Genomic DNA, 24,207 nt, shown 5'->3' with positions numbered 1-24,207 from the left:
TTGGTGACTGAGGTAGACGAATGCCCGAGCAAAAGCCCAAGCTCCGAACCCAACGATGCCAACAACGACAGCGAGAGCGACTACAAATAGAAGAAATTGCATGGTGATTACTCCTGACTTGATCGGGAGTACCACCCGATACCGGGGATACCCCCGGAATGGGAAGGTTATGAAGACCTGCGCCATACGGCGTTCATTCAAACTGCTGTTTGTTTCTAGAGACCAGCTATCTCATCTAGTCGCCGAGCGACTTAGAGACTTCACTATACCCCAAAATTTTTTTGGGTAGAACGCTCTATCTGTCCTTTTTGGGCGGAAAGACGTTTCTGCTCCCAACAACTTAGTCAGTACGCTTCAAGGTGCGTTTACTTATCGCCCAAATGACGGAGATACACCATGGCAGAAGCAGCAACCGCACAGAGCGAACAGCCTCAGCAGCCTCAAGCGAATCGTCAGCCCTATTCTCGTCCGGTCTTTCGCCAGAAGCTTACCGTGAACAGCCTTCAGGCGCAGCGTGTTATGGAGCGCAGTTTCGACCGTGTTTCCAACGCCCTCTTCTCCTTGGACGTGATCTTGCGAATTATCGGTGACCAGACAGAAATTAATCAGGTGGAGGAGATCGTCCAAGGCCATATCGAGCGGGTAGCTGAGGACATGGCCAAAGCCATGGAGCAGCTCAAGAAGGTCATGTCTGATAACGGCATCGAAGCTGTCCCTGGATACAGTGCCCCCACGGAATACTCCATTGAGATCACTTCACCGCAGATCGCCCAGATTGCCCGCCTCATTCGCAACCTGGACGAACTCATGAGCCTTGTCGATACCCTTTGGCTCAACAGCATCCTGAGCAGCCAGCAGCGCTCTGATGCAACATACGAGTGGCAGCAACGCCTGATTAAGCTGGCAGGCCGAATCATCGGCATGGAGAAACGTGCTCGAATCTCTGCGCACTCGAAGGGCAAGGACAAGGAAGTAGCGGAGGCTGCTCCCGAGCAGGAGACGACCGACCCTGAGCTGTCCAGCGAAGCTGATGTGCAGGACAATGAAGATGGGGCCAAGAGTTCCAAAAAAGGCAGCAAGGAGTCTTCCAGCGGGGCCGAAGCAGCGTAGACCGCGTAGCTTCCAAGGCTATTTCCCCTCTACGGAGGGGATTTTTTTATCTGTTTTTCTCTCACGGTTGCATATTCTGATGCCGTGGTAATATGGAATCAGAAGCGGAATCACATTACTCAGATGGAAACGACCCAATGAAGAAACTGCTCACTGTCGCTACTCTACTGTCCACAGCCACCCTCTTTGGTTGTGCCACCAGCACATCTACAACCACCTACAATGACAACCGCAGCGAAGCATACAACATCGCCCAGGCCGGTGGTCTCGTTACGGACATCAGGGACACTGAGGTGCCCGCAGACAGCATAGGCTCGATCACAGAATCCATGCTCAAAGTCGGCTTCGTTGGTGCCGGTTATCTCTCCCCCAGCTTGGCATGACTAAATGGCAAACCGCAGGGGTCAACTTTTTGAGTGAACTGGTGGAGCCTGACTCCCATGGCGCTCGCAACAGCCTTATGGCTTGGATGCCGATGACAGATGCCGCCACCGCCAAAGAGGCACAACTCAAATTTCTTTCACATGTGAAAGATTCTGTGGGGGCAGCGATGGATGAGGTTGGAGCTGAGCACGAGATCATATACGACAAGAACGGCACACTGGTCATTCAGTTCATCAAGAGTGACTGGCAATGCCCCGCTTACCAGGCTGGTGTGACCAAGGCCGAGGACCTTTGCCGCGTCCGAGCCAAAATCTTCGAACCCCATACCGCGGCCTCCCCGGCCTTCATCACAGGCACCGAAGAACATCGCTACATCTTCTCTTCCGGCCATGGCCGCAAGTATCAGCGGCTGAATCTACTGATCAGCGACGACAGCACCGTACCGCAGGACAAGCTCTATGCCACTATCAGCAAGCACCTGCCTGAGTGGACGTACTTGTATCTCGCTCCGGGCAAAGTTGCTATGGAAGACGGTGAGGTTATCGGCTTTCCCTATATACTGAACGAAGGCGAAGCCAAGCTGTTTGTTATTCCCAAAGCATGATTGAACAGTGCCTATAAAAAAGCCCGGAACCAAAGATCCGGGCTTTTTTGCGCAATTACGTATGCTCTTAGATTTCAAGTGCCATCCCCAGGGTCTATTTGGATCATTTCCATAGCCTCTCTGCGTTTTGCATCCACGTCGATATCATCGACTCGGTCCATGGCTCGCTGATCAGCCGGTTGACGATCACCGTCAATGTTGAACACGCTTCCTGAACCAGTCAGAGCATCCATAGAGACATTATCAACCGATGGCAATTGCCCATTTTGCTCCAGAATCCCAAGCCACTCTGTTAAATCTATTTGGCTCCAATCAATGCTCGAAATTTCATCTAGCGGTATACCTTCGCATTGAGGGCTCTCTGCATCACCAAAATCAGTTCCCAGCTGCGAACGCACCTGCTCTTGAACGATCCGTGAAAGAGGAGAGTTGAAGCAACAATACGCCTCGCGCTCCTCGATGCATGCGCCAAGCACTTCTGTCTTGCAATATGAACCTACGTAGGTGCAGCTCTTCAGGGCTCGCTTTGTGTTCATCTCCAGCTCCGCCTGCTCACAGGCCCACACAATTTGAATGATAGCCACTGCCACAACATATATCGTGTAGATCGTCATAGCGGCCCCAAGCATCGACGCAGCTTGTGTCGCCATTTCATTCACCATTTCTTCGGCTGCCTGATCAGCTGCGGCAGTAGCAGCAGCTTCCGTTGCACTGTCTTGAGCCAGGCTTCCCATGACATCCTGCAACATTTTCTTTGCCTGCTCTTTGAGCTTTTCGATGAGCTGTTGTTTTAGTTCCTCGATGGGTGACCAGATTTCTTCGACAGCTCCAGAGATATTATCCATATGGCTGGTGAATGGTTTTGAAACCTCGGTCCAGGCATTCATTACTGGCTGGCGCAAGGTCTGATACGAGCTCTTGATGACATTGGTGTCCTCCAGTGCCAACACCGCGCCATCAAGCTTCGGTACCGAAGTAATCATCGTTAGGTAGTCAGCCAAGCTAACGTTGGATGGCTGCTCGCAACAATCCTGAACACCACCTACCGCGATCTTGCACTCACCGGCCTCGCCGCTAAAGGCTCGGCAATAAACATTGGTCTCTCCTGTTACGTCCTCACAGGACATATCCTGTGTCATGAACTGGGCAGCATTCAGTAGCGCGCTAGCACGCGCAAAGTCCGTGCTTTGTGTCGTGGTGACATCCAAGCACTCATCACCCATACAGCTTATGGGGCCTCCACACTGATACTGTGTTTCCTTTTCTAAGGTTGGAACCTCAACATCTTCACCGCAGTCGTACTTGTTTTTATATACGTAACAGGTTCCTTCGCTGCCGGTCGCACCATCGACACACTCGGAACTAATATATCCGCACTGTGGGTTATCTTCGTATTCCTGACATTGATCAACGTCCTGATAGTTTTCAAGACATTGCTCGTTTCCCTGGGGGTCTGTCCAACAAGTGCCCTGCCCCCTATTGAAATCACATTGGAGCGCGGAAACATCAACTGTACTCGCCAGCTTTGGAACATTAGGAACTGGAGGCTCATCTAACCTCTCGTATATTGGGTCGCCTCTACATACCTCAAAACCACTGATATTGACACAATCATCATCGGTAGTAGGAGTTGGGGTGTAACTTCCTTCACAAAACTCTTCTAATGTCGCTACGGCAGCATCAACACACTCCTTTGGTGACCAGCTATCTTTCACAACAGTTAGAAACTGCGCGAATTTTAGAAGTTTGGTACCAGAGAAATAGTCAGCCAAGTGTGTTCCAATAGAATTGGTTTCGTTATTGTCATGAAAAACGTAAAGTTCAACGCTGTTAGCGGCTACTCTTTCAATAGCATTCTCTTTGTCCCCACCAACATCATCATTACCTACTAGGATAATAATCCTATGCGCGTCATCTCTCCACTCAAAGTGATCGGCGGCCCATGCTATAGCATCAAATGGATACGTCGGTGCTCCATCCGTTCGAATAGCATCAATCCACGCACTAAACTCATCAATGCTGTAAGTTAGGTCAACATTCCTGGTTAGATAGTCGTCTACACGGATTGTTGCTCCGCCAAGGCGAAGATTCTCACTGTTGCCCTGTGAAAGAATCTCAGCAAAAGTTCTTACATTGTTCCTCAAATCAGAAATCACTGAACCCATCGAAGCTGAGTTATCAATCAGGAATACAACGTCTGCTGGCTCAGTATCAATCTCTATTATATGGCTAATTACACAACCGCCAGTGGGTTTATTAACCGTGCTACAGGTGTAATAATCTGGTACATGTGCGGTAATGCTGGCCTCATTTATGATCGTTTCTGCGGAACAGTCACCGAACCCCTCGGCTATCAGATCTATATTCTCGTAGGTGTCTTTGGTAAGGTTCAGCACCGGATCATTGGTAAAATCAGGTCGAGATCGATTGGCCATATCAAGTAGCACCTGATATGCAGCACCGGAAATGGATGGCGAATCACTGGAGGCATCTGTCCACAGCGATCCCTTGGCCTCTGTTCCAGCATCATCCATGAGGTCATTTGAGTCATGGATTCCCTGAAGCGCACCAATGTCCGGCTCGGCCCCGTCTGGGAAATATTGGTTCTTTAGGCTGGAGTTCGAAGGATTGGTACCAGGGTACAGTTCGTTAACATTGAACTGACTCCCACCTTGATACTGGAGGACTCCAGCATCCCCCAAGTGGGAATTGTGATCTGGCCATTTTGTACCTGTGCCGAGGTACCGTTCAGTTCGCTAGCGAGTTCGTTTCCAAACACCTGCCCTTCGCGGCCTATCTGCCGCAGAAGGTCCTGGGCATTCACATCCGCTGCGTACCCGTGGAAGGGCAACAAAGTGATAGTTACAGCCAGCAAGCAGGCAATCGCCCTGATCAAGCAAGGTGCGGTTCTCATCGAGACCCCAAGAAAGATACATTCAGGAATGTGTCCTATGTTACCGGGGATATTGATGAACCCACCCACGCCTAGTTGCCCATTATGGTAAAAAGTAGGCTGCTACCTATGCCTACGAGTCAGGTAGTTATGGGTGAAGTGGCTATAGTTTCCCGGACACGCAGGAGCAGGTAGAATCACCTGCCCATTAAGGTGTGTGTCATGAGTCAGAAGAAAACCAACTCCTATACAGTTGGGTTCAAAGAGGCCGCCGTCAAACTGGTCGTGGAGCCTGATCAGCCGGTCACCTGGACCACCAGATAGCTAGGTGTCAATGTCAATACACTGCATACCTGGAAGCAAGTATCACGGCAAGTAGGCTACCCCTGATGATCAGCACCTGTATGAGGATTTGAAACAGCTTCGGCGAGAGAACGCCCGACTCAAGGAGGTGCGTGAGCTGTTAAAAAACGGCCATTTTCAGGTTCAGGGCCCCAGTTACTCCGCCTGATCGCAGAAGCGGCGAGCATCTACTGCTGCAGAACGGGCGGAGCGAAGCCTGAGCCAGGTACATCCGAGCGACGGGTTTCGCTGTGGCAGATGATCACATAGCCACAAAGAACAGCTGCAGACGGCTACGCCAGCGACTGCCCATGCTCTAGATAGAGCACCAGCTTTTCGTCCAGATCCGCCAGCCAGTCGCCGTCCACCAGCGCCTTGAGGATGCGCCGAACCTCGAAGTGGTCTGCCTCCTTCATCCGTTTCAGGAAGCCCAGCTTGACCACCTTTTCGATATGGCTGTCGAGCTGATCGGCCAGGCGGGCTTCATTGTTGAGTTCGGCGAAGAATACCTTCATATCGTTGTGGATCTCGCTGCGACTGACCACCAGCTTGAGGTCGCCGCCCTGGTGGTCCGCTTCCGCCAGGCGCTTGCGCAGCAGCACGCAGAGCAGGCTGACCGGGTAGCTCAGGGATCGGCGAGCCACCAGGCGCGGGATCTCGGGTTCGTCCTCGTTGGCCACGCGTTGCTGGAGGAAAGCGAAGCCCTCCTCTTCGTCGAGGTAGAGTTCCAGCCCTAGGATCGCCAACTGGTCGCGCAACGGCGCTTCCAGATCATAGAGCAGCTGCCACAATTGGGTGTGGGTATCGCGATACAGTATTCCCTTGAGCAGATGTACCAGTAGCGGGGTCAGACGCTGTCCGCCGCTCAGCGGCTGAACAGAATCGTCGGCAGGGTAGCCTGTTTCCATCGTTTGTCCTCGGTTTGCCAGCGGATCTGGATATGTTGCGCGTCGTCGATCAACGCGTTGTCCTGTTGGCTGGCGAGATTCATGTAGGCGAGCAACTCGGCCAGTCCCTGCTGCAGCGGGAACTGTTCGCACAGTTCGCCGAGGCCGACCTGGTTGCGCTGCTGCAGAGCTTGACGGATATTGGCCTGCAAGCGGCTGATATCCACGTATTCCTGGTCGTAGAGCGCATCGGTGGAGAAGTCGTTGCTCCCTTCGGTAGCGGCCTGCAGATTGACCGGCGCTATGCGGTCCGGACGGAGCAGCCCCCGGCTCATCGGCAGGTCGATGGCGGCGCGGGTATCGTCCAGACGGCCGAAATCGGGGGCGTTCGGCGGGTTCTGCTTGCACTTCACGGCGCGGCGCTCGATCTGGCCGATCAGTTGCAGTATCCGTTTGTTCTCTTTCCAGGCCTGGTCGTCCAGGTAGCGGCGCAGTTGTTCTGCCAGCGAGGCGGAGGTGCGCTGTGCCTTCTCGCCCGCTTCCAGCAGACGGTGGTGCAGGCGACGCAGAAAGTCGTCTGGCTCCAGCTCCCGCACCGGATCCAGGGCGAAGATGGTCTGCAACCAGTCGGCCATCTGTTGCTGTCGCTGCGGCGACATGATCAGCGCCCAGAAGGCACGGAAGCTCTTGCCTTGGTCGGAGTCGGCGATGGCGTCCTGGTCGCCGAAGATCTCCGCCAGCAACTCCCCTTGCGTTGGTCACTGAGGGTGATCTTCTCCCGCACGCGGGCGTCCAGATCGCGGAAGTTCTGCTCGACCTGCCGGAAGTCGCCCACCAGCTGGCGGGCGCAGTCTTCCACCTGGAAAAAACGCTCTTTGACCTGGGTGGCGTCTACACTGAGCACCGGCTGCCGTTCCAGTTCGGCGATCTGTCGCTCCAGCGCCGCCCGTTGCTCATGCAACTCCTGTATGCGCACCTGGGGATCGGTCTCGGTTAGCTGGATCAGTTGCTGCAGTTGTTCCAACAGGTTCTGCAGGCGGGACTCGGTGCCGACGAACTGGCGCTGCTCCAGCTTGCCGATCCAGTCCACCGCCTTTTCCGCCGCCGGCGACAGGTCGAACTCAGCCTCGTCTCCGGCGCGGGGGTAGTATTTTCGCAGGTAGGCGGTGTCGGGCCGTGCCCAGTCTTCCAGATAGGCTTTGCCGGATTTGGGAAACAGCTCCTGACCTTCGGCTTCGCGCAGTCGGAACAGATAGTCGTCCAGCTTGGATGCCAGTTCGGATTGCCCCATGGAGCGCCGGTTCTGGCGCACGAACACCCGGGCCAGAAAGCTGAGAATCAGCGGCGCGTGGTCGGCAGCCAGCAGGCGCCAGGCGGGATGAGTGGCGCGCAGTTCGCGCAGTTGCCGGAACTCCATCAGATCGCCTCCTGCTCCAGTTGATCCAGCTGCTGCAAGTGCCGCTGCAGCCGGGAAAAGGGGATGCGCTCCTGCTCGAGGCGAAGATTATGTCCCCAGCGGTTGTGCCACAGGGCATCGAGCAGTGTTGCTTCGTCCGCCGTCAGCGAGCCGGTATCGAAGTTGCGTTGCGGCTGCGGTTCCTCGACCCAGAGCTCGCGCAGCTCCAGCAGGGTGGCCTCGTCCATCAGCAGGGAGCGGGTCTGCGGCAGCTGTTTGCGCAGCTGTGCCAGGATGTTGAAGCCGTGGCTGTCGATATCGCCCCAATAGTGGATCTCTTTCTCTTTCAGCCAATCGATCCGGCCCAATTGTTCCACGCCGTAGCCCAGACCGAAGATCACCAAGGCATTGAACAGCGGCGGGAACGCCAGGCCGTTGATCTTGTTCTCGGTGATGAACACCCGCGCCACCGGCAGGCGCAGCTGCGCGAACTGGGCCAGGGCACGCTCAGGTCGGTCAGGCCACCCAACGCCAGGCGCTGATCCAGCAACCGGAAGCGGATCGTGGACGGGTCGTAGCGCAGGCCGAACTTGCGCTCGAAACCGTGCTGCGCGAGCCCGGTGACAGTGGCGTCATAGCACTCCGGCGGGATCGTCGCCACCAGCAGGTCATGAATCAACTGCCGGTTGTTTTCGATGAACTTGGTGTCTACGCCGGGGATCTCCAGTTCGCGCAGGTAGCGGTCAGGCCAGGGGTGGGCCTCGAACCAGGCCAGTACGGCACAGAGGGCATCGATATGCGGCGCCAGTGCCAGCAGCCGGAACGGCTGGCCAGCCAGCGTGGATCGGCATTGCGGCCAGCGCTCGGTCAGCCGTTCGACCAGATGCAGGAAGCGGGAGAACGCTTCGGCCTCGCCGATCCAGCCGAACAGAGCTGTCTCGTCGGCCAGCAGCAGTTGGCGCGGCAGGGACTGGCGTCCCATGCGCTGGTTGTTGACCGTCTGCATCTCGAGTTGGAACGGTTCCTCTTGCTCGGCCCGTTGCCAGTCATCGGCCCAGGCGCTCACCTCGGCGAAACACTCGCGCAGTTCGCGCGGGGTCGGCCCCTTGATCGGCAGGCGGACGGGGAGAGTCAACTCACCCAGCAGCCAGCCTTTCAGCAGCCGCTGGCTTTGCCACCGCTTGCGCAAGCGGGCGCGCAGTTCTTCAGGCCTGCTCCAGCGGTTCGTCGGCATGGTACTGTTGCTTCTCCTGTCGGTACTCTTCGATGCTGAGGTTGCGCACCATGGAGTGGCTGCCCAGTGGGTTGTATACGAAATTGACGCTGCGCACATAGTCTTCGATCACATGGATCTTTTGCAGCGGGGTGACGATCAACAACTGCAGGTTGAGCCCCGGAACAGTTCCAGCGCGTAACGGGCCGATTCGTCGGAGCCGCGCCCGAACGCCTCGTCAATCATCACGAAGCGGAAGGAGCGGGAGCGGGTCTCGCCCCACTCCAGGCCGAATTGGTAGGCCAACGCCGAGGCGAGGATGGTATACGCCAGCTTCTCTTTCTGGCCGCCGGACTTGCCGGAGGAGTCCGAGTAGCGCTCCTTCTCGGTCTGGTCCTCCTGCCAGCGTTCGCTGGCGGAGAACAGATACCAGTTGCGCACGTCGGTGACCTTGCGGGTCCAGCGCTGGTCTTCTGCGCTGAGCCCTTCGCGCCCCTTAAAGCGGTCGATCAGCGCCTTCACCATCTGGAACTTCTGTTCCGAGTAGACCTGGTCGGCGCTGCCGCCCAGAGTGTCGCCCAGGCAGTTGCGCAACGACTCGCGGAAGCCACGGATATCCGGGTCCGGATTGAACTCCTGCTCCAGACGGATATAGGTGCCTTCGTTGTAGTCCAGTGCCGACAGGGAATGGTTGATTCGTTCGATCTTGTCGACGATCGCTTCCCGTTCGCGCTCCAGTTCGCCGTTGAGCAGTGCCATTTCGTTGATGGTATTCTCGCGCAGCATGCGCTGAAAACGCTGTTGGTGGCGTGGCAGGTCGTCGTCGCGTAGCCGTTCGAGGATCGCCTGGTACTCGTGGGCAGCCGCCAGACTGACATCCAGCTCCTCGGTGTCCTGAGCATAGGCGTCCTTGAAGGTGCGCATGCGGTCGATCAGGGTGTCGCGCCGGCGTGCTTCCTTGTCGATGGCGGATTTCAGTTTGTTGTCCCTTAGCCAGCGGGTCATCTCCTGACGGCGCTGGTCACAGCCCTGGATGCTGGGGCGCTCGGCGCTGAACACCCCGGCCGCGGTGGCGCTGCTGCGCAGGGCTTCGATCTGTCCGAACCAGTGCTCACGCTCGGCCGTTTCCAGCGCTTCGAACGAGGCGCGGGCGTTGTCGAGCAGTTGCTTGTCCGATTCCAGACTGTTCTCCACCTGGCCCTGTTCGCGGATCTTGAGATCCTTGCGCTCGCCAAGCTCCTTTAGCCGCTGCTCCAGCTCGGCCAGCCGCCCGCGCAACAGCTGCAGCTGTTCGGAGCTCTGCTCCAGTTGCCGCTTCTCATGATGCTTGCCGTCGATGGCGTGGGCCACCGAGGGCCAATCCAGGTCGGCAAAACGCTCGATCCTCTCCAGCTCCTGGCGATCGCTGCGGCCGGCATCCAACGCCTTGTGCTGTTTCTGCAGGTTGTCGATCCGTTCTGCCAGGTTCAGCATCCGTTGGCGCAGGCCTTCCAGTCGCGCTTCCAGAGCCTCGATCTTGCCGGCGTTGGACCAACCGAGTATGTAGCGGGTGCGATCGTTGATGTTGTGGCGGTCGTCTTTTTCGTGGCGCCCCTTGCCGCTTTTGATCTGGCCGTTGCGGGTGATCGCCTTGGGCAGGCGGCGGAACTCCTCCAGCCGCTCGCAGCAGCTGTAGTCGAACCGCTCCAGCAGTTCCTTCTCCAGCCAGGGGTAGAATTCGCTATCGGTTTTCAGCTCCACCTTGCGGAACAGGTGATCGGGCGCCGGTTGACTGTGCGGCTGGTTGACCTGCTCAGGAACGCGGAAGTAGACCAGACGCCCCCGCAGATGGGTCTGGTCGACGAAACCGGCTACCTGCGCGTAGAGCGCTTCCGGCACCAGCAGGCTGAGGCCGAAGTTGTGCAGCACCCGCTCGATAGCACCCTCCCACTCCATCTCCTCCTCACGTACCTGGATCAGTTCACCGGCAAAGGGCAAGGCGGTCTCGTCCAGTTCCAGTGCGTCACAGATCCGCTGTCGAATCGCCAGCACCTGGCTTGGAATACTGGTCTTGCGGGCTTTGAGCGATGCCAACTCTTCGCCGAGGCGGTTGCCCTCATCCTTCAGCCGGGCCACCTCGACCTGCTGTCCGACCTCCTCGTCGTGCAACACCTGGAGTTGCCCTTCCATTTGCTGCAGCTGCACCCGGCTCCGGCGCCGGTTGGTGTCGAACTGCTCGGCGTCTAGGCGCTCATCCAGTTCCAGCCGTCTGCACAGTGCCTGGTAGCGTTCCGCCAGCCGCTTCAGGCGTGCCTTCTCCTTCTCCAGACGTTGGATATCCTCTTCAAGCTGCTGGATACGGCCGCCCCCGCTTCGACGATATCCATGCGCAACCGGTTCGCCTGACGTTGCCCTTCGTCGATCTCGTCGGTCATGGTTTCCAGTAACCGATTCAGGCTGTCCAGTTGCTCGGTATGCCGTTCGATACGCTGCTCCAGCAACTCCGACTTGAGCCGGTTGAAGAACGCCTCCAGATGAGTGAGTGCACCGTTGTAGAGGTCGATTTCCTGTTGCAGCTTCAGGCAGGCGCGCCACTCGTCGGTGAGCGGCTCGAGGTGGCTGATCTGACGCTGCGCCTTGAGTACCGCCTGGTGGGCGCGGTCCAGGTCATTGAAGGAGCGGATCGCCTGTTCGATCCGCTCGCCGATGGTGGACAGCTCCAGCATATGGGAGCGCACGAAGTCGGTCAGGTTGCCCACCGCCTTCATCGACACGGTCTGGTAGAACAGGTTCAGCGCCTGTTCGCTCTCAATCCCCATATGGCGGCGGAATTCGGCGCTGTACTGGTTGAAGCTTGGGAACAGTTGCACCCCGTCGGTCTTGCGCAGCCGTCGCTGCAGGCTCTGTAGATCGCCCCCTTGCCGCCCGCCCCTTCGGAGAAATCCGCCTTGACGCTGAGCGGCCGGTTGGCCACTAGATAAAAGCGCTCCGGGCTGCTTTCGCCGGGCTTGAGCCAGAACACCTGCGCCAGCGTCAGCCACTGGTCGAACCCCTGGTTGTAGAACTGCGCCAGCAGCACGCTGTAGCTGCCGGGCTTGCGCAGCCCCACCGGCTTAGCCTTGTAGCTGCTGTCGTCCTTCTCGCTCTTGTAGTAACCCAGCACGTAGGAGCGCAGGCTGCGCTCCTTGCCCTCGGCGCCCGCCGCCTTGTTGAAGGTGATCTTCTGCGCCGGCACCATCAGGGTGGTCAGGGCATCCACCAGGGTGGACTTGCCGGAGCCGATATCGCCGGTCAGCAGAGCGTTGTCACCCTCCGAATTCAGCGACCAGATATGGCGGTCGAAGGTGCCCCAGTTGAGCACCTCGAAGCGGTGCAGACGAAAGCCGGCACGATTGTCCGTATCGGCGAAATCCAGCAGTTGGCTTTGCATAGCGGAGGTCAAGTTTACCTCGTTTCTCAGCGGTCACATTACAGAGCTGGAATGGTAACCGCGGCAGCCGGAAAATGTATAGGTTTCAGCAGCGTATCCAAGCGTTCAGGATTGCCGCAACGCGTTCGTCAACTGCTGGCGGTTGAACTCTAGCCAGTCGGCCAAGCCGCCCGGGTATGGTTTCGCCAGCGGCTGCACCGCCCAGTGGCCGGGCCGGGGCTGGCGCTGTTGTGCCTCTGTTCGGCGAGCTGCAGTGCATCCGGCCCGCACCATTCCACCGATTTATGACTCCTCGCCGTTTGCACGGCGCCAGATTTCGATTTCAGGGACAGGTTGCTGCCATATATCCGGCCTGTTGTTGAAGCAACACTTGTGCCTCTGGCTTTGATTGCTCGAGCATCTTTTGCACCACGCGCACATCGTGCGGATCAATCGCGAGAGCTATCGCCTCAAGGATAAACGCATAGCCCGCGCGACCCGCTCACCGACCACGGCAACGGCAACGGCAACGGCAACGGCAACGGCAACGGCAACGGCAACGGGGAATAGACTGGGCCCAGCGGGTCATAACAACTTCGGCGTGTTACGCCCAAAGGGGGTCAGTATTCAGTCGGCGTTGACAGCTGGTCCGGGGGACGGTTGTCCGGAATATTGAATCCCACCACCGGAAACCCCATCGCCAACGCTTCTCGAATGAATCCCTTAAGGGCCCTTGCATCGAGAATCGGCACCGCAATTCCATCGGGACGGGACGCGATGGCCTCTTCCAGATTGCGCTCTAGCTCCTCGATGCCGGGCGTCAGCCCCCTATGTATTCGGTAGATACATTCGGTTACCGCTTCTCGAACTCGGCCGAGAGAGCGTCTGACAGTTCATATTCTGATCCTGGACCGCTATGTGGGATACCATTACAAAGCGGTAGTCCCTTGCCATAAATTCTATTGGAATCAGCACCATGAGCATGCTGATCAGAAAAGTACTTATTACCCCACTGTCTCGGAAAACTCGTTCATGACTGTTGGGACGGCGGCAGATGCGTCGATGGCTGGTTCGAAGAGGTTGCGAATGCGGAAGAGAGTCAGATCTCTCGCAGCACCCGCATCGGCACGAACAGGCGCATGGGATCACGCGTAAAGGGCTCAAAGATCTCAAACTGCTGATAGAAGCGCAAAGCAGCGTCATTGAGCACATCCAGCGTAACGCCGACGGCGGGTAAGCCCGTATCGCTAAGCCTAACTGCATGCCGCAGAGCTGAGATGAGGGACTTCTCGCCCAAGCCCTGATTCTGGTACCGGACGTCGACGGCCAGTTTAGCCAGCAAGGTCACAGGGATCGCATAGGGCGGAAGCTTTTTCTCCGGAATCTGGTCCCGGGTCACGGTGGCCGAAGCCAGCGTATAGTACGCGGCCAACCGAGTTTTCTCTTCTGCAGCAGCCTCATCAGTGGGAAGCCCCCAGGTCGCACTGATACCGAGTTTCATATCCCGGCATGCAAAACGAGCGAGGAACTGGTTCATGCCTGGCTCGCCACAATCAAACGCTTTCAGGTCGTGTTGCTGTTGGTCGACGAATACGAATCCTTGTAGTACCGACAATTAGAATCCCTCGTCGTCCAAACGTTTGGCTGCTGCCAGAATTCGAGCGCTGGGTTTGCGGGTTTCGTCCTGACAGACCGCCATGAAATGGTCGAACTGCTCGTTGGTCAGCTGGATCGAGGCCTGGCGCTCGAGTATCGCTGGTGCATTTTCACGGATTAGGCGGGTGATGAACTCCGTCAGGGAGGCGCAACCAAGTGCCGCAGCGGCACGTTCCGCCATCTGCTTGGTCTCTTCATCGACACGCATATCAATGCGTTCGCGTGCTGCAGCTGCCATGACAACCTCCTTCAAGCCACCAGATGTACGGAAGAACTCCGTACACAATAGCCATTTTACTACAACATGGGCCAATAGCGAAATGTCCGACAGACCGCCGCCATGATGGTCGGTAGCCAAGAGACACCGGAAAGCTGCAGCCTGCGATCCACCAATCGTGAAAGTACTACAATTTTTCTTCTGTCCAGGGTGGTCTATGGAGTCGCGATACTTGGATTGAACTTATGCCTTACGAACTGCTGGCTTGCAGGTTCTTCGCAGGTACGGTCCTCTCGCCCAGCGGCAGCACCCGGCACAGAGCGGCCTTCGAGACATGAATCAGCAACGTGCTAGATCGTATTCCAGCTCAATGTGACTGACCTCTGGCACCCTCCTGAATCGATAGTTACGCAGACATCCTCCAGCACGTAGGGACCGAGCAGGCAAGTGTGACTATCGATCCGGCATGCCAGCTACTCGTTGCAGGTCTATGCTTTGTTCTGAATAAGCATTTTTTACGTCCCGCCCAGCCACCCCAACCCTGCTGACAAGGTGGGACTTTTTTCGTTCACACTGGTATCGTCGTCCTACAGGCCGCGGCGATTGCGCCCGAGCGATTTATTAAGACTCAACTGCTGCAAGATTCCAGCAGCAGCGAACGGCAACTGGTCGAACAGATCAGTTACAATCTGCTATACCACTGCTTCGTCTGGCTGATCAGTGATGACCCGGTGGGGCATCACTCGAGCTTCAGTACCAGCCGGGCGCAGCTACTGGAGCACGATGTCGTGACTAAAATTAATTATTATTAGGAAGTGGTCAACTTGGCGCGGGAGCGCGAACTGCTATCCGACGACCGTTCCAGAATCGATTGCACCCTGATTCAAGTGTGGGCATCAAAGTTTATGGGAGCACTACAGTCGGGATCCGCAGCAGTACCCGAAGAGCCCAGACGGCAGCCAGCAAAGCGAGCAACGAGATGACGATTTCCCAGAGTCACTACCATCGCAACCGACTGCTCCGTGACCGGATACGCAAGAATTAACAACATCACTGGCGCCACCCCACCTCGGCAGAATCCGAAGCTCGCACCGATGATGACGAAACATTCACCCTGCCTGACTACTTCAAGCAGGTGGCCAAGCCCTCCAACCAGAACGAGCAGCTCACCGTAGCCGTTATCCTCTGGGATGAAGTCGCCTGAACCCGCAAGATCCGCTCAATAGCCAACTTAGTAATCATGCATGAATAATTACCAGACTGTCAGTCATTCTCTGTGTTGTACATCAACATCTGGTCGCCAAAAGATTCCATGAGTACGTCATCGACGTCTATCTTCAGCGCGGGTTCAATGGAAGTCGAGGGCTTGGGACGAGGCGTAGCGCTCGATCGAGGGCGATTGATGAGAAGCCTCCACGTCAGGCAGCATAGTCCGCACTTATACCTCCTCCGCCATCCTTCGGAATGGTCACACGCCTGACCGGACGCGCCCGATAGCGCTTCTCCTTCAGTTCGAGTAGCAGCCATGACAGCTCTCTGTCCAAATCCGCCTCAAACGCACTCAGGCTCTGCCCATCGATTCCGGCCGCGCCCTTGTTGCGTTTGACTTGTTTGAACGCTTCGAACAACGCTCGTTTGTCCAGCAGTCGTCCGTAGAGACTGTAATACTTCCTCATGACCTGCTCGTTTCTGTGTTCACCCGTCTGATTGACTCAACACCGGTGGCAGTATAGTTCAAACGTCCCGCGCAGGGTGCTAGCTCATTGGCAATCTGCTGCACGGTGCCGTCCTACTCCCATGGTGCGGTTTCGTCGTCCAGCGACCTCGTTCCCAAGGCCCCGGACGGGAAGACCCCATCCCGTCGAATGGTTTGTGCATCCCACCTGGGTCGGCCAGTCGGGCCGATGACGCTTTACTGTTTACTTCACCCCTTCGCATCCTGAAGCGGCTTTTGGCCGCCCCAGGCCCCGCTGGACCTCCGCCAGCGGTCGTCCCGGTTTTACCCTCCAGTCGGTTACCCGCTTTCACCGGCCGGGACTTCATCACTACTACGGGCTCATCTGCCACCTCGCCCCCCGCCACTCTCAAGATGCCTCTTGAATAGCCGGTCTTGGTTCCCTGCCAAGATGTGGTACCAAGCTTCCCCCGTTACTACAGGCTCCCTGTAAGCAGCCCCATCCTGCAACACACCACAGATCTGACCGAGTATTGGACTTCGCTCTATTTCGCACGTTTGTCGCCTCTGTGGTGCCGGCCCAGGTTCACTAGCGTTATGTGCCGCTTACTTCCTATGGCTTCCTTCAGACCTCACCGTTGCCAGCGACGCCCTTGCCTACCCCTCGGTCGGGGTGACGCCCTCTTCTTTCAGAGGGCCGGGTTTGCCTGCTTCGCAGGGCAAACAAAAAAGCCCCGCAGAGGCGGGGCGAATGTTGAATCGAAGAAAAGGGCAGGACTTAGAATTCGACGTTGACGCCCAGCGCGATATTGTCTGAGCCTTCGTCGTATTCGCCGGCTTCGGCCCAGAGGTTGACGTTGTCTTTCAGCTGCTTTTTCAGATTCAGCACCACCAGACTGTTGTCGACGCCGGTGTCGTCGTTATCGTAGTCTTTATCGAAGTAGCCCAGCGAAGAGGACCAGCCCTGACCAAAGTGATATTTGGCAGCGACACCGAAAACGTCGGAATCATCGCCGCCGAAACGGTCGCTGTTGCGCTCGTAGACGCCGCCCAGTTCGAATTTGCTGAAGTTGTAAGCGAAACCGATAGAGTCGCGGTTATAGTCGTCGTTGGCGCTGGGCGGGCCTGCTTCCTTATCGACGTTCACCCGGCCGATGCCGATATTCCAGTTATTGCCCCAGTAAACCGCACGCACGGCGATAACGTCGTGGTCCTCGTCATTGTCCTCGTTGATCTGCAGCGAGGCACCGATCAGCTGAAAGCCGTTCCAGTTTGGCGAAACGTAGGCCAACACGTTCTGACCCTCGTCCGGTTGCTCGAAGACCTTACCACCGGCAGCGGGGGTACTGGCGTGGGGTTCGTTGTATTCGAACTTGCGCAGGCCGCCGTAGATATTCCGGAACTGGCCGCTGACGGCGCGGGGCGCTATCACAAAGGCGCCATATTGGGTCCGGAAAGCGACCGAGGCCTGGCGCACATGGATCTCGTCCTCGCCGTCGATATCCTCCTCGGCATTGGCGGCATCGGCGAAGTCGGCCAGCAATTCGTACGCGGCCTTGATGCCTTCGATGTCATAGACGCCCTTGATGCCGAGTTCCAGCTCATAGGCTTCGGTTTCGAAATCTTTCTCGTCATTAAGTGCGCCGACACTCAGGAGGCCGAATACCTTGGGGCCGGTGTCCGCGGCGGCGGTCATGGAAAGGGACAAAAGTACAGCGGAACTCAGCAGACGGGTTGGCGTTGTGATTCTCAAAATGTTTCCTTATTAATGTTATTGGGTTGTACATCAAGCGAAAGATGCTTATCCCAGAACGCTGCAGCTGACGGCTTAGCGTGGGGCAAAGGGCGGCTTCCATCGTTTTTAACGATTGAAGTGTGCTGGCGGTGGAAGAAGCCGGGATTAGGCGTTGCTTTCCATCCGGGTCAACCCCGTCTCGATCATGGCGATGGCGGAACCAGAAGCGGATGCCAGGAAACCTTGAGGGTTGGTGCCGATACAGAGAGTGTGGGACTGGGCAGCGAACGGCAGTATCGTTGGGTTCGGAATCTGGCTTTCGTGGCAGGCGTAGATCCAATTGTTCTCGAAGATCAACTCCATCTCGAGGTCGAACAGCTCGCGATCGGTAAACATTTCGCGGGCGACCTTGTAGTGGTTCTCCTCGGGGCGAAACTCCACCCAACCGGCGACCTTGTCCTGCCAGTCGCTCAGTGTCTTCTTGTCATTGTTGCTCATGGTTTCGGTCTCCACTCAATGTCTCTGAGGCCCGATGCCGGCACATCGAAGCGTTACCGACATGAAACCAGAGCGTCCCTCCTCACTCTATCCCATTTTCCCGCAAGCTTTATCCTGTTTTTCGTATCGGCCACCTGTGTACTTTCGGTTAGGGCCCGTATGAAGGCCCAACCGCTCCACGTTGACCGCCGTCGTCAAGCGGTGCTAGTCTCGGCCTCGGAAGCATGACAGCCCGTCTATGAACCATTAGCCGTTAACTCGAAAATAAATAGTGGTATCGATCTATGCTGGGTATCCAAAACCTAATGCTCAGTCAAAACGACAAGGAGATCATGACCGACATCCGCGATACGGAAGGTGCTCGGTCCTGGATGGCATCTATTTGCGGCCCCCATCAACTCAGGGTCAGCAAGCCGAAATCGGTTCGATTCCGTCACATTGGCAACGTATTGTCGGCGACTACAACAACCATCGGTCATATCGAGTACGGCACCGACGTCAGTGTCGAAATAGACGACCTGCAAAACAGTTACAGTATCAGCTTGCCCCTGAGCGGTTTTCAGAAACTGCAGGGACGGCAGCGCCCGATACACTCGGATCTGGCCAACGGCATTATTATCTCCCCTTCCAGCCCCTGCGCTTTGCACATCAGCGGGAATTGCCGCAAGACTTTGGTACGCATCTCACGCCAGGCCATGGAATCCGGACTCGAGCAGCTAATCCGCCGCCCGGTCGCTGAGCCGCTGGTATTCAACCCCCATATGGACGCGACCCTGGGGCCTGTGAGTGCTTGGTGGCGGACGATTCGGCATATCGAGAGCGAATTGAGAAACCCCGGCAGCCTCTATATCAGTGGCCATTTTATTCGTGAAATGGAACAAGCTCTGATCCAGGGCATACTGATCTCGCAGCCCAGCAACTATTCGTCGGCTATCGAATCGACCATGAACCATTCGCTGCCTGAATACTTGGCGAAAACCAGAGACTTTATCCAGCAAAACGCCAAGGAAAACATCAGCATACGCGATATCGAGCGGTCTGCCGGCGTCTCGCGCAACAAACTGTACAGCGACTTCAACAAGTACTTCGGTGTTCCCCCGACCGCCTACCTAAAACGGGTACGGCTCGAGGACGTACGCCAAGACATCCTGGAAGATCGGGGATTCGAAAACATATCAGGCATAGCGCTCGATTGGGGCTTCAACCATTTAGGGCGTTTCTCATCCGATTATAAAAAGCAATTCAACAAAATGCCATCTGAAACCCTGCAGCGGATCAATAAAACAACATAGAAAAATTAAAGTAACCCATCGGCGATCATAATCAAAAACAACAATTTCAAATGGGTAAGAAAAATGAATCAAATCAGCCACAGTCACAATCGAAAAAAATTCAGTGTCTTGTTTAACACCCCTGAAGAAACTATTCGCTGGATGCATAGCATCAACGGCCCGCACGGCTTGAAGCTCGTCAACCCCAATAAGCTAAAATTTAAACACCATGGCTCCAAACTCGGTAACATAGCTTCCGGGGTTATTGAGTATTCAACAGCGGCTGAAATTGATATCGATGATTTAAAGCAAAACTTTATCGTTAACATTCCATTGCGTGGTGAACAGAGCATAGAATTAAAGGGAAAAAGTTTCCTGTCCACCCCTGAATCAGGTGTAATAATTTCCCCTAGTCAGTCAATGAAAATGGCTATGACTGAAGACTGCCGAAAACAGATGGTCAGTATTTCACGGCAGAAAATTGAAAGCAAAATATCTAAACTTTTAGGCCGCAATTTATCAAAACCGGTCATTTTCAAGCCTGGCTTTATGCTTGATGGCTCCATGAAACAATGGTGGAGTCTTATTCAAAACATTCAAGAAATAACGCAGAACAATGTATCTTTGTATGATATTCCTGAAATATGGTCGACCATGGAAGAGACTTTGATAACTGGACTTGTATACTCTCAAGATCATAACTACTACAACGAGCTTCTGGATAAACAGGTAGGACGCCCCGCATATTTGCGCCACCTGGAGTCAATGATGCGAGACTCTATCAATCAGCCGCTCCGACTGGATGACCTCGAACGGTCCTCCGGGGTTTCTCGTGACCGTCTTTACAAGGACTTCAACACCTATTTTAACATGTCTCCAATTGCCTACTTTCGTCAATTGAGACTGGATCATGCTCACCAAAGACTGACAAAAGCAAGGCCATCGGAAAGTGTCTCCAGTATAGCGATGGACTGTGGGTTTCAACAGCTAGGACGCTTTTCACAGGAATACAGGGTGCGTTTTGGTGAACTACCTTCAAAAACATTAAACAACGCATGGAAAAAAAATTAGATTTATTACTTTCAACGAAGGTTTTCAGAATTTAGAGAAATTGCGCATTAGCCACCTAGGATTAATGCGCCGAAATCTTACACTAGACCAATAAGTAACGTTCAATTTCTCCCAACAGCTTACCCTCCGAATTTGAAAAAACTTCCAGAACACTGAAATGATCTTTCTGTTCAGCCACGAAAAGCTTCGATGAATTATTACTACTGGACCAAAGATCAGCCATGCATTTACTCTGCTGATAAAATTGCTCGGTCTCCCCGCCTCCTACTAAAAAAACAGCAGGCGGCAAGCCTTTCCTAACACGTCTAGTGGGTGAATAGTTCTGTGCAGACATCCTGTCAAGTTTAAGGTTCTCATTCAGACTTGTTTCCAGCAGTGGTTCAAGGTCAAATACGCCACTGATCGACAGGACTGCATCAACCTCTTTCAAAGTCTCAACACCGCTGCCAAAGTTCGCAAGCGCACACTCCACCGCCAAATGACCTCCTGCTGAATGACCGGCAACGATCAAAGGCAAATCACTAAATTCCTTGAATGCTTCACATACGGCTGATAACGCTTTTAGTGCCGATTCTCTAATTTCACCAATACTGACTTCTGGACACAGTGGATAGTTTACCAAAGCAACATGATACCCGACTTTCGCCAGATTCGATGCTAAAAATCTAAATTGGGTCTTGTCACGCGATTGCCAGTAACCTGCATGAAAATACACTACTAATGCCTTCGCCGTTTCCGAAGAGTAACAAATATCAAACGACTGTCTTGAGTGCCTACCATAAATTATATCAATATCCCACTTATTACTTTCTAGGGCCTTAGCATTGGCCTGCTCAAAACTTTCAAAAAGCTCAGGAAAACTTGCACGATTCTGACCTGAAACGTATTGATATTCTGATTCCGAAAACGGATCCTTTGGACTGAGATCATTCATCCCCAATCTCCTTATAAAAATCAAATAATAACGACGAAAAATAATCTACATAATACCAGGTAACATTAGAACCGTACTTGGAAAAGCTGCGATCAAGCCCAAGCAAACAATGTAAGCCAGAATAAAAACACCAACCCCTTTAAAAATTCTTTGAACAGGCACTTCCGGAACGAAGCTACTGACTATGAAGACATTGACGCCTACTGGAGGCGTAACAGCGCCCAGGCTCGTGACTAACGTCAGCATCACTGTGAACCAAATTGGATCAAATCCCAAGCTGCTTGCCAGAGGAAAAAATATGGGCAGCGTGGCAACCAAAAAGCCCAAGGAGTCCATCAACATCCCACCCAGGGTATAAACAGCCAGAATCACCAGCAGAATTAAAACCGAAGATACAGGCAAATCAGCAACCCATTCCGCGAGCTCGAAAGGAATTCGGGTGACCGCCAAAAACTTCCCAAATATCACCGCGGCAGCAAGGAGCAGGAGGACCATTGAAGATATTCTGAGGGTTTCTGCGATGCACTGTATAAGACCATTGATGGCAATTTGTTTTCTGACAACTGCTACCAGCACCATGCAGAATGCACCCGCCGCCCCTGCTTCTGTCGGTGTAAATATCCCAAGAAACAATCCAGACATTACAACCGTAAAGATAGCAATAGGTTCAACAATTCCTTTCAATCCGACCAGTTTTTCCTTTAGAGTAAAAGCCGGCCCTGCAGGCCCAAGATCCCGGTTTCTGAAGCATATAAAAAAGATAGTAGCTACGAGTAACGCTGTCAGCATCAGGCCCGGAATCAAGCTACCCAGAAAAAGCTTTATAATGGATTGTTCTGTCTGAACTGCAATCACTATCAAAACAACGCTGGGGGGTATAATAGCGCCGAGAGTACCACCAATTGCCACGCTACCGGTACTGAGAGTGTCGTTGTACTTATACTTGCGCATTTCCGGTATGGCCATGGCTCCCATCGTGGCTGCAGTTGCGGAGTTGGAGCCGGATATACAGGAAAAACCCATTGAAGCCAGTACAGTAGTGCTTGCGATACCTCCGGGTGTACGGCCAAACCAGGTATAGGCTGACTGGTAGATTCTCTCGGTTACGCCACTGCGGTAGGCCACCTGGCCCATGAGAACAAAAAGGGGAATCACCGTGAGGCTGTAAGCCGACAGCTGCTCCCAAACTGCGCTCGAGAGTAGATGCATCGCAGCATCGCCGGTCAATATCAAGCCCATTCCGAGCACCCCAACCAGCAGCATGGCCAGCGCTACAGGCAACCCCATAAACATCATGAGGAACATGGATACGAACCCCAGTGCTCCTATCATTGCAGTACTCATAACCCACACTCCTCATTGGGAATTATGTTGAGCTCAGCTTTCCTCGAAAACTTTACCTTTACCAACCTAACCATATTTAAAACCTCATAGAAAAGTTCAGTCAGAAAGGAAAATGCAAAGGTGAAAAATGCGAAAGCGAGCAGAAATACCCAAGGATAAACAGGCCACATCAAAGTCTCTGAAAGAGAGCCAACCTTATATATTAGAAAGGCATATTTGATCAACTGGAAGCCAACCAGTGACGCAAGATAAAAGGAGGCAAGGAGGACAACAAAAGATACTAAAGACTTCACCACCTCGTTCCTAATTCCAGAGATAAAGTCAATTTTGACATGCCCCTTATGCATTTGGGTATAGCCTAATGAGCAGCCAATCGCAGTAGCTGAAAGCCAGCCAATTACCTCGTATGCACCAGAGAAGGAGTAGCCTATAAGCCTTGATATAATATCAGACACAGCTACTAGCAGCATTGCAACCAGGCTTGATCCTCCTACAATAGCTAACACACATTGTAATTTTTGATTAATTATTTTCATTGTCAATCCTCACCTCGGGTCAATCCTAATTTAAATCAGACTCTAAGTGCTTTTCTATTATGCTCTCAACCTTTGACAGTATATCGGACGCGGGAAGCCCTTTAGACATCATTTCCGACCGCCAGTTTTCGACCAAATGTTTCAGTCTTTCACCCCAGACAACACGTTCTTTTTCTTCCAGTTCGGCAATGGCAAGACCATGCTTTTCTTGGCTCCACTCGAGGGCACTTTTCACTGCACCATCATGATAGCGTCCGATCCAAAGAGGCATTTCCGCTGCTAGCTCTTCCATGACCTCCTGAACTTCACGAGGCAAGCTTTCCCATTTCTCTTTTGTCATAACAGCGGCAAAAGTCACAACACCCAGCGGATAATCGACCACGTAGTCTATATACTCTGCAAGCTTGAAATCTTTTAGGACTTCTCTCGACGTAACCACACCATCGATAACACCGGTTGGCAGGGCTTCTGTTACTGAAGGCATCAGCATCGCCACCGGCGATGCACCCAGGCTAGAAACCGCTGGCATAAAACTTCCAGCACCACCTAACTTGATGGACTTGAAGTCATCCAGATTGCCAGCAGCTTGGCGGGTTTGAATATATACAGGTTCACTGGTAAAAAATGCCAGGACCTTGAACTTACTCATTTCTTCAGGCTGAAGATCACGCATCAGCTCGTCGTAGGCCAAGCTGGCAACTTTTGCGTTAGGTATCCCCAACGGCAAGGTCATGACAGAACTGACTGGAAAGCGGCCGGGGTCGCCTGAAGGTGATCCCAAGCCGATATCCACGATGCCCTGAGTCACACCGTTATACATATCCCGAGCACCCAGCAGGGTTCCTCCAGGAAAAGTATTGACCTCAACAGCCCCCTCTGTCCTGGACTCCAGCTCCTTTGCCCAGTAGTTCATTTGTTGGGCTGGAAATGTTCCATTGGGTGCAAAGAATGCGTAATTCAATGTTATTTCACTTGCCACTACCTCAGTACTTTCAACTAGTGCTACTAGGGATAGAGCAGTTACCAATGGAACGATAAATAGCGATTTCATTG

The 24,207-nt window shown here is 54.2% G+C and carries 23 protein-coding genes and 2 pseudogenes; 7 read left to right on the top strand and 18 right to left on the bottom strand.

Features of this window, described 5'->3' with window-relative positions:
* Positions 1–396: 396 nt before the first annotated feature.
* From ACFQDL_RS32445 to ACFQDL_RS32435, 3 genes are all read left to right on the top strand, one after another.
* Positions 397–1,110 carry a hypothetical protein gene (locus ACFQDL_RS32445; RefSeq protein WP_379914126.1) on the top strand — a complete coding sequence of 238 codons (714 nt, stop codon included), beginning with the start codon at positions 397–399 and terminating at the stop codon, positions 1,108–1,110.
* Positions 1,111–1,247: 137 nt separating this feature from the next.
* Positions 1,248–1,493, top strand: a complete 246-nt coding sequence (locus ACFQDL_RS32440) for a hypothetical protein (RefSeq protein WP_379914124.1) — start codon at positions 1,248–1,250, stop codon at positions 1,491–1,493.
* A 29-nt stretch (positions 1,494–1,522) separates the two neighbouring features.
* Entirely contained in the window at positions 1,523–2,098 is a 576-nt protein-coding gene (locus tag ACFQDL_RS32435) for a hypothetical protein (RefSeq protein ID WP_379914122.1), read from the top strand.
* 74 nt (positions 2,099–2,172) lie between these two features.
* On the opposite strand, the gene traN is transcribed toward ACFQDL_RS32435, so the two are convergent.
* The 9 genes and pseudogenes from traN to ACFQDL_RS32390 form a co-directional block, all read right to left on the bottom strand.
* The gene (gene traN, locus ACFQDL_RS32430; RefSeq protein ID WP_379914120.1) at positions 2,173–4,800 is read right to left on the bottom strand and encodes a conjugal transfer mating pair stabilization protein TraN; all 2,628 of its coding nucleotides are present in this window, start codon (positions 4,798–4,800) and stop codon (positions 2,173–2,175) included.
* 826 nt (positions 4,801–5,626) lie between these two features.
* A complete protein-coding gene (locus ACFQDL_RS32425) occupies positions 5,627–6,241 on the bottom strand; it encodes a DUF4194 domain-containing protein (protein WP_379914118.1) in 615 nt (204 codons plus the stop codon).
* Positions 6,199–7,637 (bottom strand): annotated as a pseudogene (locus ACFQDL_RS32420) (DUF3375 domain-containing protein). The gene ACFQDL_RS32425 and the pseudogene ACFQDL_RS32420 overlap by 43 nt, the downstream one beginning before the upstream one ends.
* A complete protein-coding gene (locus tag ACFQDL_RS32415) occupies positions 7,637–8,077 on the bottom strand; it encodes a Wadjet anti-phage system protein JetD domain-containing protein (RefSeq protein WP_379914116.1) in 441 nt (146 codons plus the stop codon). The pseudogene ACFQDL_RS32420 and the gene ACFQDL_RS32415 overlap by 1 nt, the downstream one beginning before the upstream one ends.
* A complete protein-coding gene (locus ACFQDL_RS32410; protein WP_379914114.1) occupies positions 8,014–8,850 on the bottom strand; it encodes a DUF3322 domain-containing protein in 837 nt (278 codons plus the stop codon). Before ACFQDL_RS32410 ends, ACFQDL_RS32415 begins: the two co-directional genes overlap by 64 nt.
* Entirely contained in the window at positions 8,822–8,995 is a 174-nt protein-coding gene (locus tag ACFQDL_RS32405; RefSeq protein WP_379914112.1) for a hypothetical protein, read from the bottom strand. The genes ACFQDL_RS32410 and ACFQDL_RS32405 overlap by 29 nt, the downstream gene beginning before the upstream one ends.
* Entirely contained in the window at positions 8,989–11,013 is a 2,025-nt protein-coding gene (locus tag ACFQDL_RS32400) for an ATP-binding protein (RefSeq protein ID WP_379914110.1), read from the bottom strand. Before ACFQDL_RS32400 ends, ACFQDL_RS32405 begins: the two co-directional genes overlap by 7 nt.
* Positions 11,014–11,111: 98 nt before the next feature.
* Entirely contained in the window at positions 11,112–11,627 is a 516-nt protein-coding gene (locus ACFQDL_RS32395) for a hypothetical protein (protein WP_379914108.1), read from the bottom strand.
* On the bottom strand, positions 11,600–12,238 hold the full coding sequence (locus ACFQDL_RS32390) for an ATP-binding protein (RefSeq protein WP_379914106.1): 639 nt from the start codon (positions 12,236–12,238) through the stop codon (positions 11,600–11,602). The genes ACFQDL_RS32395 and ACFQDL_RS32390 overlap by 28 nt, the downstream gene beginning before the upstream one ends.
* A gap of 388 nt (positions 12,239–12,626) precedes the next feature.
* Between ACFQDL_RS32390 and ACFQDL_RS32385 the strand changes: the two are divergent.
* A pseudogene (locus ACFQDL_RS32385) lies at positions 12,627–12,716 on the top strand (ATP-binding protein); the annotation flags it as partial.
* Between the two features lie 600 nt (positions 12,717–13,316).
* Here ACFQDL_RS32385 and ACFQDL_RS32380 read toward each other — a convergent pair.
* A complete protein-coding gene (locus ACFQDL_RS32380; protein ID WP_379914104.1) occupies positions 13,317–13,832 on the bottom strand; it encodes a GNAT family N-acetyltransferase in 516 nt (171 codons plus the stop codon).
* Positions 13,833–14,111, bottom strand: a complete 279-nt coding sequence (locus ACFQDL_RS32375; RefSeq protein ID WP_020681604.1) for a type II toxin-antitoxin system TacA family antitoxin — start codon at positions 14,109–14,111, stop codon at positions 13,833–13,835.
* A 557-nt stretch (positions 14,112–14,668) separates the two neighbouring features.
* Between ACFQDL_RS32375 and ACFQDL_RS32370 the strand changes: the two genes are divergently transcribed.
* A complete protein-coding gene (locus tag ACFQDL_RS32370) occupies positions 14,669–14,902 on the top strand; it encodes a transposase (RefSeq protein WP_379914210.1) in 234 nt (77 codons plus the stop codon).
* 606 nt (positions 14,903–15,508) lie between these two features.
* On the opposite strand, the gene ACFQDL_RS32365 is transcribed toward ACFQDL_RS32370, so the two are convergent.
* The 3 genes from ACFQDL_RS32365 to ACFQDL_RS32355 form a co-directional block, all read right to left on the bottom strand.
* The gene (locus ACFQDL_RS32365) at positions 15,509–15,766 is read right to left on the bottom strand and encodes a hypothetical protein (RefSeq protein WP_379914102.1); all 258 of its coding nucleotides are present in this window, start codon (positions 15,764–15,766) and stop codon (positions 15,509–15,511) included.
* 777 nt (positions 15,767–16,543) lie between these two features.
* Positions 16,544–17,518, bottom strand: a complete 975-nt coding sequence (locus ACFQDL_RS32360) for a porin (RefSeq protein WP_379914100.1) — start codon at positions 17,516–17,518, stop codon at positions 16,544–16,546.
* Between the two features lie 147 nt (positions 17,519–17,665).
* On the bottom strand, positions 17,666–17,998 hold the full coding sequence (locus ACFQDL_RS32355; protein WP_379914098.1) for a hypothetical protein: 333 nt from the start codon (positions 17,996–17,998) through the stop codon (positions 17,666–17,668).
* A gap of 284 nt (positions 17,999–18,282) precedes the next feature.
* Between ACFQDL_RS32355 and ACFQDL_RS32350 the strand changes: the two genes are divergently transcribed.
* Positions 18,283–19,290 (top strand): AraC family transcriptional regulator, encoded by a 1,008-nt coding sequence (locus ACFQDL_RS32350; protein WP_379914096.1) that lies wholly within the window; start codon positions 18,283–18,285, stop codon positions 19,288–19,290.
* Positions 19,291–19,353: 63 nt separating this feature from the next.
* Complete coding sequence (locus ACFQDL_RS32345) at positions 19,354–20,340, top strand: AraC family transcriptional regulator (RefSeq protein ID WP_379914094.1); 987 nt, start codon at positions 19,354–19,356, stop codon at positions 20,338–20,340.
* Positions 20,341–20,422: 82 nt separating this feature from the next.
* On the opposite strand, the gene ACFQDL_RS32340 is transcribed toward ACFQDL_RS32345, so the two are convergent.
* From ACFQDL_RS32340 to ACFQDL_RS32325, 4 genes are read right to left on the bottom strand one after another with little or no spacing between them, the layout of a single operon-like run.
* On the bottom strand, positions 20,423–21,274 hold the full coding sequence (locus ACFQDL_RS32340; protein WP_379914092.1) for an alpha/beta hydrolase: 852 nt from the start codon (positions 21,272–21,274) through the stop codon (positions 20,423–20,425).
* A gap of 45 nt (positions 21,275–21,319) precedes the next feature.
* Complete coding sequence (locus ACFQDL_RS32335; protein ID WP_379914090.1) at positions 21,320–22,618, bottom strand: TRAP transporter large permease; 1,299 nt, start codon at positions 22,616–22,618, stop codon at positions 21,320–21,322.
* A complete protein-coding gene (locus ACFQDL_RS32330; RefSeq protein ID WP_379914088.1) occupies positions 22,615–23,154 on the bottom strand; it encodes a TRAP transporter small permease in 540 nt (179 codons plus the stop codon). Before ACFQDL_RS32330 ends, ACFQDL_RS32335 begins: the two co-directional genes overlap by 4 nt.
* A gap of 25 nt (positions 23,155–23,179) precedes the next feature.
* A complete protein-coding gene (locus ACFQDL_RS32325) occupies positions 23,180–24,205 on the bottom strand; it encodes a TRAP transporter substrate-binding protein (protein ID WP_379914086.1) in 1,026 nt (341 codons plus the stop codon).
* Positions 24,206–24,207 lie beyond the last annotated feature (2 nt).

The sequence above is a fragment of the Marinobacterium aestuariivivens genome, from assembly GCF_042661465.1.
Taxonomy (GTDB): Bacteria; Pseudomonadota; Gammaproteobacteria; order Pseudomonadales; family Balneatricaceae; genus Marinobacterium_A; species Marinobacterium_A aestuariivivens.
The sequence above is the reverse complement of the archived record's forward strand: the minus strand, read 5'-3'. Positions and strand labels throughout refer to the sequence as shown.